Annotated in this window: 11 protein-coding genes; 4 read left to right on the top strand and 7 right to left on the bottom strand. The window is 31.6% G+C overall.

What is annotated here, in order from left to right:
• Positions 1–215: 215 nt before the first annotated feature.
• Positions 216–812, bottom strand: coding sequence for a hypothetical protein (locus PQF96_RS20550; RefSeq protein ID WP_271768044.1), 597 nt, complete (start codon positions 810–812; stop codon positions 216–218).
• A 245-nt stretch (positions 813–1,057) separates the two neighbouring features.
• On the opposite strand from PQF96_RS20550, the gene PQF96_RS20555 reads away from it, so the two are divergent.
• Positions 1,058–2,365, top strand: coding sequence for a hypothetical protein (locus PQF96_RS20555; protein WP_271768045.1), 1,308 nt, complete (start codon positions 1,058–1,060; stop codon positions 2,363–2,365).
• A gap of 90 nt (positions 2,366–2,455) precedes the next feature.
• Here the strand turns inward: PQF96_RS20555 and PQF96_RS20560 are convergent, their stop codons facing one another.
• Genes PQF96_RS20560 through PQF96_RS20575 form a run of 4 tightly spaced genes read right to left on the bottom strand, consistent with a single transcriptional unit; the run spans position 2,456 to position 7,994 of the window.
• Positions 2,456–3,916, bottom strand: a complete 1,461-nt coding sequence (locus PQF96_RS20560) for an oligosaccharide flippase family protein (protein WP_271768046.1) — start codon at positions 3,914–3,916, stop codon at positions 2,456–2,458.
• A 35-nt stretch (positions 3,917–3,951) separates the two neighbouring features.
• A complete protein-coding gene (locus PQF96_RS20565; protein ID WP_333968144.1) occupies positions 3,952–5,238 on the bottom strand; it encodes a glycosyltransferase family 4 protein in 1,287 nt (428 codons plus the stop codon).
• Between the two features lie 8 nt (positions 5,239–5,246).
• Positions 5,247–7,691 (bottom strand): YfhO family protein, encoded by a 2,445-nt coding sequence (locus PQF96_RS20570; RefSeq protein ID WP_271768047.1) that lies wholly within the window; start codon positions 7,689–7,691, stop codon positions 5,247–5,249.
• 33 nt (positions 7,692–7,724) lie between these two features.
• Positions 7,725–7,994: a DUF4834 family protein gene (locus PQF96_RS20575; protein WP_109438463.1), complete on the bottom strand. Its 270-nt coding sequence runs from the start codon at positions 7,992–7,994 to the stop codon at positions 7,725–7,727.
• A 100-nt stretch (positions 7,995–8,094) separates the two neighbouring features.
• Here PQF96_RS20575 and PQF96_RS20580 point away from each other — a divergent pair, with 100 nt between their 5' ends.
• From PQF96_RS20580 to PQF96_RS20590, 3 genes are all read left to right on the top strand, one after another.
• Entirely contained in the window at positions 8,095–9,771 is a 1,677-nt protein-coding gene (locus PQF96_RS20580) for a transporter (RefSeq protein ID WP_271768048.1), read from the top strand.
• A gap of 135 nt (positions 9,772–9,906) precedes the next feature.
• Positions 9,907–11,025, top strand: coding sequence for a GNAT family N-acetyltransferase (locus tag PQF96_RS20585; protein WP_109438461.1), 1,119 nt, complete (start codon positions 9,907–9,909; stop codon positions 11,023–11,025).
• Between the two features lie 233 nt (positions 11,026–11,258).
• Positions 11,259–11,477: a hypothetical protein gene (locus PQF96_RS20590; RefSeq protein WP_109438460.1), complete on the top strand. Its 219-nt coding sequence runs from the start codon at positions 11,259–11,261 to the stop codon at positions 11,475–11,477.
• 74 nt (positions 11,478–11,551) lie between these two features.
• Here the strand turns inward: PQF96_RS20590 and PQF96_RS20595 are convergent, their stop codons facing one another.
• Positions 11,552–12,811, bottom strand: a complete 1,260-nt coding sequence (locus PQF96_RS20595; protein WP_109438459.1) for an aminotransferase class I/II-fold pyridoxal phosphate-dependent enzyme — start codon at positions 12,809–12,811, stop codon at positions 11,552–11,554.
• 269 nt (positions 12,812–13,080) lie between these two features.
• On the bottom strand, positions 13,081–14,121 hold the full coding sequence (locus tag PQF96_RS20600) for a PLP-dependent cysteine synthase family protein (protein WP_271768049.1): 1,041 nt from the start codon (positions 14,119–14,121) through the stop codon (positions 13,081–13,083).
• Positions 14,122–14,205 lie beyond the last annotated feature (84 nt).

Genomic DNA, 14,205 nt, shown 5'->3' on the forward strand with positions numbered 1-14,205 from the left:
ATATAAAAGGTTAACGGTTCTATATAGCTATTAAATTACCATTATTACTATGAATATCATAATTCATAAATAGATATTGGGGTAAATCTAAAGTTACTGAAACTATGTTTCACAACTCTAAAACAAATGAATTCATAAATACCCTACCCAAAATTCAAAAAATAAAAGTAAATTATTTAGTACTCTATTATAAAGTATAAATACATACTAAATTGTTACCATGAGTATCCGATTGTGAAATCTACAACGGGAGTGAATCCGTCTGAAAATCCTTTATCAAATATATTTACAGCAGTTCTATACCGTGCTCCCCCAGCTACTTCTATAGTCAACCCTTTTAATCCTTTCTTAAACATCCACTGGTATCCCATTTTACCAGAGCCACCTATTTGAAGCCATTCAAAATCCACACCTTGATTATTAATCCTACTTTTATATTTACGATAATTATACTCTCCCAATAACCCACCACTTACAAACCATCCTTCGGGTGCTTTTTTGTATTTTGACAAATAGAATCTCATATCTGCTTCAAAAAAAATGTAATAATCTCTTACAGATAATGCAGTATTAAAAATTTCATCCTTTCTAAATTCCTGAATCAAGGTAAAGTTTAGTGACGTTTTGGGTTTAATAACCCGTTCATACCCTATACCAATCTCACCAATCAATGCATTTAATGGAAATACTTTAATTATATTTTTAGGCATAAATGTATTTTCTTCTTTATTATTATCATGTACTGTTTCCTGAGCATTTAATGATACTACGGTTAATAATCCTATAAATATGCTCAAATATATTTTTTTCATATTCCTGCTTTATAACTTGTATTAAAATTTCACATCTCTAAAACAAATAGTTAGATAAATACCCTACTACGAATTCAGTTTTTACAAAAAACAAACCACAAAGCACTGTTTATCAATATTTTAATTTAAAAATTAACTATTCTAAAAAATCTAATCACATAAGTCTATTTTTTTTGGCACGCTGCTTGATACTATAAAAGTGAAGTTGAAAATCAATTTCAACATTCATTTTAAAACCACAGATTATGAAAAATTTTGTTTTACTTTTTACAGGTTTATTATTAGCTTCATTTACTGCTAATGCATCCGAAACGAATATCGAATCGACGGCTAGATATTCTAACTATGGAAAATCATTTATTTTTTCTGAAGGAGGAATCGACTTTTCGATTTATGCGGATGGACAATTTGATTTTTATCTTAATGGACAACGAGGTGGTGTAAGTGTTGGTGTTAATACTCCGGGAGTGAATATAAGTTTTAATTCTGGTTACAATTATGATTCGTATGTACAATATGATGATTATGGAGCCGTGGTACAGATAGAAGACACTCCTATTTTTTATGATTACTATGGAAGAATTATACAGGCTGGTGATATATATATAAACTATAACAATTATGGTCGTATATCTAGAGTTGGTGGATTATATGTACATTATAATAATTATGGTAATTTCTTAAACTGTACTGGTTATATCAATAGTTACAACAGGCGTTATATATATAGACCATTTCATGCATATTTTACAGTACCAGTAGTAAGTAGATGTATTGTGTATGAAAGACCATACAGAAGATATTATACACCATACAGATGTTCTTATACTGTATATAGAAACAATTACTATGATGGATACTACCAGAGATCATATAGAAGTCGTAACTATTACAGACCACATAGTAGAGTAACTAATTATCGCAGAGGATATAGAGGTTCTAGCGCAAGAGGTATAACATATAGAACTCGAGGTCACAGAACAGCAATGTACAAAAGAAATGATCGTAACTATAGTAAAATAAATCGTAGTAGATCTAATAATTATAATACTCGTTATGCAGATAGAAGCAGATCAAAAACATATAACACCAGAAATGCTACTAGAAGTAGATCTAATTATAATACTGGTAAAAATGTGAATAGAACTCGTTCTGTAACACCAAATACAAGAACTCGTTCTGTGAGTAGAAATGTTCAGAATAAGCAAAGAGTACAATCTAATAACAGAAGTACTCCAACTAGACAAAGAGTACAGACTACACAAAGAAATAGAAATGCTGTAGCTAGTACATCATCTAGAAATAATAATAGAGCAAAATATAACAGAAGTATTAGAACTCAAAAACCTGCTGCTCGAACAAATCAGGCACAGAGACAGAAAAGTTCTTCTAGAAATTACTCTGGAAATGTAACAAAACGTTCTAATAACAGTCAATATAGAAGCAGAGGAACAAGTAGATCCAAAGCTCAAGTAAATAGACAAAGAAGTAATACTTCAAGAAGTACAAGATCGAATAACTCTCGTTCTCGTTCTTCTAGAAGCAGAAGCTAAGAAGACATATAACAACATTTATTTTTTTGGTTGGTTAGTTGGAAAATCCCTTAGAGTAGAATGCTCTGGGGATTTTCTTTTTGAATTCTACTATCTTAATTTATTTATACTGTTCTTAATTAAAACATTTAAATCAGGAGATATCGTTAACGCATAAAGAATTATGGTATAACTTAAACTTATTAAAATACTTTTAATAGTTATATTCATAAAAGGATGAAATGGTAAATCCCAAAAATAAAACCCAAATACATAACCTAAAATCAATAAGAGCGTTAAAAAGGTTTTTTTAGAAAATGGATGCATATTAAATTTTTTATACACTATCCATACTTTAGCCATATTATAACAAGAAACAGCTACAAAGGTTGCAATTGCTGCTCCTGTAACTCCAAAAACCGGAATACAAAGAATATTTAATACAACTGTAAGAACTGCCATCCCTATTCCTATATATAAAATAATTCTATAATAATCTGAGCTGTATAAAATGGAATTGTTATTTCCCAATAGATTGTCAAATAATTTAGCACTTCCAATCAAAATGACTACCCAAATAAATAATTCATATTCATCAGGAATAATTTCAAACAATTGGCTTACATTACAGATAATCAATACAAACAGTAACCCGCTAGTTGCTAGTAGATTTAACGAACTCTTTTTGTATAAGTCACGTAATTTTTTCTTAGCATTTTCATTAATCAATTTAGCAGTCAAAGGATACGTAATTTGATGCATTGCTCTAGAAGGAATAATGATCACACTTGCTATATATGCACATATCCCATATTTTGCGACATATTCTATTGGAAGATATCGTTCTATCATCGTTTTATCCAAATCGATCAATAACGTAGCCACTGATCCTGCAATTAGAATAAGTGTAGAATACTTAAATACTGCTTTATAATTTTCTGGCAGAGAAAAACTTAATGTAATACGATGTAATCTAAATGCATATAATTGCATAATTACCATTCTTAACAGACACGCAACCACTAGTGCATATATAAATTGATCAGGTGTGAGTATTTTAAAATACACCAGGAATAAAAGGATACTTATACATATTCTAAGAAATAATTCCTTTATAAAGTTTCCAAAAACACTTTTGAGTTTTACCTTGGACCAGGCAAAGAATACTTCAAAATAAGATAAAGCGAATGCTATGACAAAAATTGTCCACACATAAGGTTGTATAATTGTATTCTCTTCTTCAAAAAACTCTAAAATAGTAGTATAAAACAGGATTCCTATTACCCCCAAAATTAATGCAACTATGGAAGGTAAAATTAGCATTAAAGTAAGAAATTTATGTTGTTGATTATCATCAGCATATGAAGAAAAAAACTTGATTAAAGTATTGTGTACACCAAAGGCCATTAGGGGCCATATAAGATTCGAGGCAGAAAGAAGATAGGAAACTAGTCCATAATATTCTTTTTCCATGAAATTAGTATATAAGAACAGTGTATTAATTGCTCCAATACCAAACCCAAGGCAAGTAATAATTACATTTTTAACAGTCTGATTAACAACTACTCCCATTACTTATTAAAGTCTCATTTTTTAAATTTCCAATGTTATTTAACCAGCTGCCGTAGTATTTCAGCAAATTCCCTAGTCAGCTCCCTCCTACTATATTTTTCTATTCCGTCAACCCCAGATATTAATGTTTCTTTTTGAAACTGATAAAAGTATTCTTGTATTTGTGTTTTTATCTCTTCATATTCATGGTATTCAAAAAAAGATCCTGAGCTAGTTTCAGAAATCAATCTGGATACATCTGCATCTTTAGGGCCAATAGCTAAAATAGGTCTTTTTGAAACCATATATTCGAATAGTTTACCCGGAATAATACTTTTGGTTTCTTCGCTATCAATTTCAATTAATAGCAAAACCTGAGAACTTCTCTGAATCTTGACTGCCTCAGCATGAGGAACATATCCTTTTAATATCAAAAAATCTGATAACCCAGATTCCTTTATTGAGGATAACACATCGTCACTTACCGCTCCTACTAGTTGTAATCTAAACGATTGGGCAAAAGTTTCATTTTCTTTTACTAATTCTGACAATGCATTCCATAAATGTATTGGATTTCTCCCCGATAATAAAGACCCTATATGCGAAATTGTAAAATTGGTATCCAGAATAGTCTTTTCTACTTTTTCTATATCGTACCCATTTGTGATTACAGAAACGGGGGTGTTTGTAATCTCATTAAATTCTTTTTGAGTAGTAAAACTAGTAACGACTATATGATTAGCCCTTTCCAGAACATCTCTTTCTAACTTTTTATGTTTATATATAGATCGTTTGGTTAACTTTAATTTATCATGATATCCGATAGTAGTCCACGGATCCCTAAAATCAGCTAGCCATTTTACTCCCAAAATTTGTTTTAACTCCTTCCCTATGAGGTGTACACTATGCGGCGGACCTGTTGTTACTACAGACTTAATATCATGTTCTCTTATATAATCTGTCAAATATTTTACCGAGGGTTTTACCCAAAACTTACGAGCATCAGGGATAAAAAAGTTGCCTCGTATAAATAATAGTAACCTTTGAATAAAAGATTGCTTTTCTTTATTTGCAATAATTCCTTTACTTATGGTTTTAGCTTCTTTCTTTGAGAAGATTTGAGCGAAACGATAAGGTTCAAAAATAGAATGTTTAAGAATAGTTATTCCTTCTGGAATTTCTGATAGTAAAGAATCATCTACTAAAGGGTATGTTGGGTTTTCTGGTACATAAACTACTGGTTCTATATCAAATTCTCTGAAATATTTTACAAACTTTAACCACCGCTGTACTCCAGGGCCACCTGCAGGTGGCCAATAATATGTAATAATCAGAACTTTCAAAATCTTATTTACTTATCTTCTTTGGGTAAAGATAGTAAACTACCTGTTTTTTTATACTGATAATAAAAACCTCCAATTATTAATAAAATAAAGATAATAGAACTTGTTAGAACAATACTACTTCCCGTCTTTATTACCTTGGGTTCAAACTTAAATTCTATTTTATGTTGTCCTTCAGGTATTGGTAATCCCCTTAACATATAGTTTACCTGAACATGTTCAACTGGGTTTCCATCGATATAAGCTTGCCAACCTGGATAGTATGTTTCTGAAAAAACTGCAAAACTCTCTTCTTTAACTTTAGATTCATATACCAAATGATTAGGTTGATGAGCAGTTAATGCTATATACGCCAAGCTATCTGATGTATACTTAGTTTTAGAAATTACATTATTAAATTTAGAATTGATTACAGCCTGTTTTTTGTTATCTAAATCCTTCAATGCTAATATTTCCTCGTTTGCAGAACTCACCTGTTTAACTTCAGAAACAAACCAAGCATTTCCATTAGTATAAGGATTAGTTAAAGCTTTTACTCCATCTTCATCCTGAGTAATGATATACTTTACATTTAGCATATTCATAACTTCAACATCATTTTTAGCCAAATAAAATTCAAACAAATCTTGCATTCTTCCAGGTTTAGCTGCATGATATCCACCTAAAGCATTATGAAAATATGCTGCTCTACCCGAATTAAATGGATCTGCTGTTAAATCAAATACTCTAAAATGTCCTTTATCTTTAAAAATCTCTTCATCTGCTTTATTTGCAATAAAAGGTTTGTTAAATTCTCTAGAGGACACAAAATTACTCTTGTTCACATAGTTCCAATCTACCAGAACTAAATCCAAAGTAATTAAAACTCCTACCCCTATTAATAATAGATTCTCCTTTAATTTTCCTTTCAGATATAGCCAACATCCTCCTGCAATCAATAAAATTAATACCAGTGACCGTATAGTATCGGTAGTAAATATTGCTTTTCTATCTTCTTTTATTGCTCTTAGATAATCTGGACCACCTTGTTCTAATAGTAAACTGTCTCCTAGTCCGCTAAAACTAAATAATGTAGACTTAAACAATAAAAAGATTAATGTTAATCCTCCCACAATTCCCGTTGCATATTTTAGAGCTTTTATTTTTGAATCCCCTGGAACTTCTTTACTAAGCAATTTATGTATTCCCACAACACCTAAAATGGGAACGCATAACTCTACAATCACTTGTATAGAAGATACTGCTCTAAACTTGTTGTATAAAGGAAAATAGTCAATAAAAAACCTAGTGAAAAATTCCAGATTTTTCCCCCAGGAAAGCAGTAATGCTAAAATAGAGCCTCCAACAATCCACCATTTTAATCTGCCTTTAACTAAAAATAATGCTAAAATAAATAAGAATAATATGGTTGCACCGATATACGCAGGTGCCCCTACAAATGGTTGATCGCCCCAATAGGTAGGTACATATTCTGTATATGATTTTGCCTGAGCAGGAGACACTCCTAACCTTAATAATTCTTCATAAACATTAGAATCTGTTCCTAGATTTTCTGTAGACGTACCTCCCATAAAGCGAGGAATAAATAGATTAAAACTCTCTAATCTACCATAACTATATTGTGTTATATAATCAAAGTCTAAGCCCGTACCTTTTTTCTCTTTTCCATTTGCTTGTATCGTAATTCCCGTATCACCCCTTGTACTAAATTGTGTATATTCTTTTGTTGCTAAAAGGCTGGTCGCATTAAGTAACAAAGAAAATAAGACTGCAAGAACCATTACTCCCAGAGATTTAAAATAATCAGGTATTTCCTTCTTTTTATATGCATCTATTAGGTATGAAATTCCCAAAACAAGTACTAACAAAAATAAGTAGTAGGTCATCTGAAAATGGTTGGCAGCAATTTCTAAAGCCATGGATATGGCTAATAAAAGAAAGCCCCAAATGTACTTCTTTCTAAATGTGAGTATAATACCACTAAGTACCAAGGGCATATAACCGATGGCATGTGCTTTGGCATTGTGTCCAACACCCAATATGATGATAAAATATGTAGAAAAACCAAAAGCCAAACTTCCTAAAAAAGCAAGCCTGTAATCCATTTTTAAAACCAATAAAAGAATATAAAACCCAATAAAATATAAAAACAAATAATCAGCTGGTCTTGGTAAAAATCGTATAAGTCTATCTATTTTTTTTACATAACTATGTGGATACTGTGCGCCCAATTGGTAAGTTGGCATACCTCCAAAGGCATTGTCTGCCCAATATGGTTCCTCTCCTGTTTGATTTCTAAAATCAGTTTGTTGTCTTGCCATTCCGGAATATTGAACAATATCTCCTTGTTTCATTTTTTTTCCACTTAGAACCGGGCTAAAATAAGCTAATGAAGCAATTATAAAACTTATAACAACAAGTAAATGAGGTAAGAATCTTTTGATTAAAGGCATGATAAGTGTGAGTTTACTAAATAAGGAGCCAAATTAATCAATTTCCTCATAATCGATATACTCTCCTACATCTTTATTAGAAGTTTTTTGTTTTGGTTTTTTTTCAATAGTAACTTCACCATCATTAGATTGGCGGGGTTGTTGATACTGATCAAACTGTTGTTGGAATTTCTCTCCTGCTTTCTTTGTTACATATTTAAGCAATAGAGGACCAAATAATCGCGTTAATACTTTTAGTCCATAATATATTAATACAATAATGAGAATTACCTTCAATACCCCTTGCAACGAAGCTTCCTGCATATCATTTTTTTTCAAAAATAATGAACTCTCTATACAATTACATGTAGACTATCCTAAAAAAATGATAAAATCTGCTATATTTGAACCAAATCTATTGAATATGAACCCTAAATCTATTCTTTTATTAATCACCTTTTTTCTATTTGGTGTAACCTTATCTGCTCAGTATACTGAGAAAATAAACACGAATAGACCTGGAACGTCTCAAGGCGCGTTTTCTGTTGGTAACAATGTTTTACAATTAGAAGGAGGTATAGGTTTTGGAAAAGAAAAGCATAAAATTCTTAATACAAAAACTAATGTTTTTAACTTTGATTATTCTGTAAGGTATGGTCTATTAATTGAGCAATTAGAACTTAGATTAAATGGTAGATTTAGAGCTGATGGTGTTAGACAAACTATTGGGGGTAATGAGGAAAAAATAAAGAGAAGTAATTTTGAAGTCAATACCATTGGTGCAAAATATTTGATTTATGACCCTTATAAAAAACCAAAAAAGGATTCTATAAATTATGATGCATTAAAAAGTTGGAAAGAGCGCTATAAATTTAAATGGAAAAGTTTAATCCCAGCAGTTTCTGCTTATTTAGGGGCTAACTTTATTTCTTCTGATAATCCTTTTACAGCTCCTAATGATGATACTTTTAGCCCAAAGATTGTTGTAATGACACAAAACAACTGGTCAACAAGTTTAAACGGAGATTGGGTATTAGTGACAAACTTAATCGTTGACAAAATAACTACAGATGATCCTATTATAGGGTGGATTATTACTTCTACTCATACTATTAATAAAAAATGGGCTGCCTTTGGAGAATATCAAGGGCAAAAAAGCGATTTTTATAGTGACAATATTTTAAGACTAGGAGGAGCTTATTTATATCAAAAAGATTTACAGTTTGATGCTAATATTGCTTTTAATTTTAAAGACACTCCATCCATTTTTACAGTTAGCGTTGGAGCATCTTATCGATTTGATTGGCATAATAAAGATGAAATTATAGAACAACCAGGATTAGAAGGTGGTGTTAAAGAAGATGAAGAAGGTTTAGAAAAGAAAGAAGATGGTGAAGGTGAAGAAGATATCGAAGGAGAGCTTGAAGAAGGGGAAGATGGTTTAGAGATTGAAAATGATAGCCTTAAATTACTAAAAACTCCTTTTATCAATGATTTTGAAGATGACGACTTCAGAAATGCTATAGAAAAAGATCTTGATGAAAGAAGAACTGCAGACCGTTTAGAACGAGAGCGTATAGAAAATGAGAAGCTTTCTAAAAAAGAAGGTAAGAAATTCAAGAAAGAAGAAGCCCGACGATTAAAACGAGAGGCAAAAGAAGCAAGAAAAGCTGAAAAAGCTGAGCAACAAGCAGCAAAAGAAAAACAAAAAATGATTGATGATATAGATGCCGAATTGGATAAAATGGAACAAGAACAAGGTGTCGATCAAGAATTACAGGATATTGACAAAGAGCTCAAAGAACTTGAAAAAATGGAAAAAGAGCTTGATATAGATAATGAAAAAGAGCAGAAAAAGGCTGAAAAGAAAAAAGAAGAAGAGAAAGAGGAAGATGTAGATGCCGAATATGAAAAGTATCAGAAAGAACAGGAGAAAAATAAAAAAGCAGAGGAAAAACGTAGAAAGAAGGAAGAAAAGAAGCGCCTGAAAGATGAAAAGAAAAAGAAAAAAGAGGAAGAAAAACGTAAAAATCAGGAAGAAAAAGAAAATGACACAAATAATTCTGATGTAGATAAAGAATTAGAAAAAATAGATCAATAATGGTAAAAAAACATAAATAGAACTCTTAAAATGCTACAATTAAAGAATCTATTACATTATTACCAAAAATGATCCGCATGCAAACATAATATTTAATAAAAGGATTATATATTTGTGACGAATTAGAGATGATATATGATTACGATTAAAGAAATTACTTCAAAAGGAGATTTAACTACGTTCGTTAAATTTCCTTTTGATTTATATAAAGATTCCCCATACTACGTTCCGTCGATCATCAAGGAAGAGTTAGACGTAATGAATCCGAAAAAAAACCCTGTATTCAGAAATGCTGATGCAAAATACTTCTTAGCGTATAAGAATAATACAATCGTTGGAAGAATTGCTGCCATTATAAATTGGATTGAGGTAAATGAACAAAAAAAACCAAAAGTACGTTTTGGATGGTTCGACGTTATTGATGATATTGAAGTCACTAAAGCTTTGCTTGAAAAGGTAAGAGAATATGGCCTTCAAAACTCTCTTGAATACATGGAAGGCCCCGTAGGCTTTTCTAATATGGATAAGGCAGGAATTTTAATTAAAGGGTATGAAGAGTTAAATACAATGATCACGTGGTATAATTACCCTTATTATGCAAAACACATGGAACTTCTTGATTTTGAAGCTGCAGCCACATGGGTTGAATATAAAATCAGAGTTCCTAAACAGACAAAAGAAAAAGTAATCAAATTTGCCAGTGTAATTAAAGAACGGTATCAGCTTAAACTTCTAAAGTTTAATAAAAGTAAAGAGATTCTTCAGTATGCTGATGATATGTTTGATTTGCTTAACAAAACGTATAGTAGCCTACAAACTTTTGTTCCGATACAACAATATCAAATAGATATGTACAAGAAAAAATACTTGCCATATCTTAATCCAGAGTATATTACCTGTATTGCAGACAAAACTGGTAAACTTATAGCATTTTCTATTGTTATGCCATCATTTTCTAAGGCTTTGAAAAAAATGAATGGCAAAGTATATCCCCTTAGGTTTTTACATATCCTAAAAGCACAGCGTAGAAACAATACAGCTGCCTTTTATCTTATTGGAGTTGACCCAGAATACCAAAACAAAGGAGTCACTGCACTTATTTTTAAGGAAATGAATGAAGCTTTTCTTCGTAACGGAATTGAAGTTGTAGAAACCAATCCAGAACTAGAAGAAAATAAAGCAATCCAGGCACTTTGGAATGGCTATGAGCATGAACAACATAAAATGAGAAGAACATTTCGAAAAAGTTTATAGGTTTAAATTTTGAACCTCATTTACTTCAATACTTATCACATAGATACATACTTCATTATTTAAACATTTACTACTACTTTTTTTCATTAACATTTAATCATATTTACTTGTTAAATAAGGTATCCTTAACCATATTTAAAAGTCATTTGATTATATTTAGGTAATTTACAAATGACATTAACTTGAGTGTCTTAAAAGAAATCAGGATTCTTAACATCTTAAAACCTATAATCATGTTAAAAAAAATTTTAGAATTACAAGGAGTTCAAAAATTAGTAAAACATCAACAAAAAACCATTCATGGAGGTGAAGCAACATTCCCTGATAATGGATCACAAGGCCCTGTTTGCTTTATTGGACCAATAAAGCTAGATTGTTCTACCAATACAGATGGACGATGCACATGTATAAATGGAAGATGTGTAAAAGGCCCTAGTACACATTGCAGATAAAAAACAGAAAAATAATTCAATAAAAAAATCCGCTAAATATTTAGCGGATTTTTAGTATAAACTTTTATTCTATATTACTCTCCCATGGCTGCAGCAACGGCGGCAGACATGCGTTTATATGTTCCATTTTCTAATCGTTCACGTATAGCTGAGAACGCTATTAATGTTTCCTGAATATCTTCCATAGTATGAGATGCTGTAGGTATTAACCTAAGTAAGATCAATCCCTTAGGTATCACAGGGTATACCACAATAGAGCAAAAAATACCATGGTTTTCTCTAAGGTCTTTTACCAAAGCCATAGCTTCTGGAATACTTCCCTTAAGATACACAGGTGTAACACAGCTTTGTGTAGTCCCTAAATCAAATCCACGTTCTTTTAATCCATTTTGCAATGCATTCACATTTTGCCACAATTTAGCTTTTAATTCAGGCATTGTTCTTAGCATATCCAAACGCTTTAATGCCCCTACGACAAGTTGCATTTGAAGTGATTTTGCGAACATTTGAGACCGCAAATTATATTTTAAATAATCTATAATTTCCTGATCTGCTGCAATAAACGCTCCAGTACTAGCCATCGATTTTGCAAACGTCGCAAAATATACATCAATCTGATCCTGAACTCCTTGCTCCTCACCTGTTCCTGCTCCAGTCGCTCCTAACGTACCAAAACCATGTGCATCGTCAACAAATAATCTAAAATTGTATTTTTCTTTTAAAGCTACTATTTCCTTTAATCTTCCTTGCTCTCCACGCATTCCAAAAACACCTTCAGAAATCAATAAGATTCCTCCTCCAGTTTTCTCAGCCATTTTTGTGGCTCTCATCAGGTTTTTATCAATACTTTCGATATCATTATGTCGATACGTATAACGTTGTCCTTGATGCAATCTTACGCCATCTATAATACAAGCATGTGCATCAACATCATATACTATTATATCGTCTTTACTTACCAAGGCATCAATTGTAGAAACCATTCCCTGGTATCCAAAATTCAATAAGTAAGATGCTTCTTTATCAACGAATTCTGCCAATTCGTCCTGTAATTGCTCATGAAGATCGGTATGCCCGCTCATCATTCTAGCTCCCATAGGATAGGCAGAACCATATGCTGCTGCTGCTTCTGCATCAACCCTACGTATCTCTTCTTTATTGGCTAATCCCAAATAGTCATTGATACTCCAGGTAATTACTTCTCTCCCTTGAAACCTCATTCTATTTGATATAGGACCCTCTAGTTTAGGAAAAACAAAATATCCTTCTGCTTTATCTGCCCATTTCCCTAACGGCCCTTTGTCTTTATAAATCTTATCAAATAAATCTCTCATTTATCAAAAAATTGTTTCTTATAAGTGTGCGAAAATACGGAAAATTGATTTGATGGCATAATTATATTTAAATTCACTTTCGTAAAGCTTTATTTTAACAAAACGTAATCTAGTGAATATATTTTGCAGTTGGTATTTTGATGATTTCCCGTAATTTAATAAATAAAAATGACATCAACAATTGCAGAGATCAGTACGCTATCTAAAGAATTTATACAAAAAAAACACCTCAAAATATCGAGATGTTTATATCGTTTTTAATTTTTATATTATTTTATGAACTCTACTTTTCTAGCATCAATTTCATTTTTGCTATCAAAAAATCCTTGTTCAGACATCCAGTCATCACTAAATACCTTACTCATATATCTAGAACCATGATCAGGTAGAATTACAATAATATTACTATTTTCATCAAACTCCCCTTGGGCAGCTAATTGTTTTATTCCTTGCAAAGCAGCACCACTGGTATATCCTAAAAACATACCTTCTTTTCTCACTAATTCTCTGGCTGTATGTGCACTATCCTCATCACTTACTTTTTCAAATTTATCAATCACATCAAAATCTGTTGCTGTAGGAATAAGGTTTTTACCTAAACCTTCAATTCTATATGGATATATCTCTTCCTGATCAAACTCTCTGGTTTCATGATATTTCTTCAAAACAGAACCATATGCATCGATTCCAAGCACTCGAACATCTTTATTTTGTTCTTTTAAATACCTTGCTGTACCAGAGATTGTACCTCCGGTTCCACAACAAGCTACAAAATGCGTAAGCTTACCATTAGTTTGATTCCATATTTCTGGACCGGTAGAGTTATAATGTGCATCAATATTTAATTCATTAAAATATTGATTTATATAGACAGAACCTTTAATTTCTTCATGAAGTCTTTTTGCTACCTGATAATATGATCTCGGGTCATCTGCGCTTACATGAGCAGGGCATACATATACCTTTGCTCCCATATTTTTGAGCATATTTATCTTATCCTTTGAGGATTTTGAACTGACTGCAAGAATACAATCATACCCTTTAATCACACTTACCATTGCTAAACTAAAACCTGTATTACCACTAGTAGTTTCAATAATAGTATCACCTGGTTTAAGAATACCTTTTCTCTCGGCTTCTTCTATAATATAAAGTGCTATTCTATCTTTTGTGGAATGTCCCGGATTAAAAGATTCTACTTTGGCGTAGTAATTTCCCGGAAAGTCTTTCATAATATTGTTTAGTTTTATAAGCGGGGTATCGCCAATAAGCTCTAAAACATTATTATAAGCCCTAATATCTTCTCTCATATAGTTGTGTTTATGCAGATGTATGAAATAAAATGGGGGTTCAAAATCTGCTACAAAAACGGTACGAAGTTACACTATTTTTTT

The sequence above is a fragment of the Aquimarina algiphila genome (assembly GCF_947494415.1).
GTDB classification, from domain to species: Bacteria; Bacteroidota; Bacteroidia; order Flavobacteriales; family Flavobacteriaceae; genus Aquimarina; species Aquimarina algiphila.

Bases quoted from the DNA above. Each gene is read 5' to 3' on its own strand.
- PQF96_RS20585 (WP_109438461.1), top strand. From the start codon at position 9,907: ATGATTACGATTAAAGAAATTACTTCAAAAGGAGATTTAACTACGTTC.
- PQF96_RS20590 (WP_109438460.1), top strand. From the start codon at position 11,259: ATGTTAAAAAAAATTTTAGAATTACAAGGAGTTCAAAAATTAGTAAAA.
- PQF96_RS20575 (WP_109438463.1), bottom strand. From the start codon at position 7,994: ATGCAGGAAGCTTCGTTGCAAGGGGTATTGAAGGTAATTCTCATTATT.
- PQF96_RS20550 (WP_271768044.1), bottom strand. From the start codon at position 812: ATGAAAAAAATATATTTGAGCATATTTATAGGATTATTAACCGTAGTA.
- PQF96_RS20600 (WP_271768049.1), bottom strand. From the start codon at position 14,121: ATGAGAGAAGATATTAGGGCTTATAATAATGTTTTAGAGCTTATTGGC.
- PQF96_RS20595 (WP_109438459.1), bottom strand. From the start codon at position 12,811: ATGAGAGATTTATTTGATAAGATTTATAAAGACAAAGGGCCGTTAGGG.
- PQF96_RS20580 (WP_271768048.1), top strand. From the start codon at position 8,095: ATGAACCCTAAATCTATTCTTTTATTAATCACCTTTTTTCTATTTGGT.
- PQF96_RS20560 (WP_271768046.1), bottom strand. From the start codon at position 3,916: ATGGGAGTAGTTGTTAATCAGACTGTTAAAAATGTAATTATTACTTGC.
- PQF96_RS20555 (WP_271768045.1), top strand. From the start codon at position 1,058: ATGAAAAATTTTGTTTTACTTTTTACAGGTTTATTATTAGCTTCATTT.
- PQF96_RS20570 (WP_271768047.1), bottom strand. From the start codon at position 7,691: ATGCCTTTAATCAAAAGATTCTTACCTCATTTACTTGTTGTTATAAGT.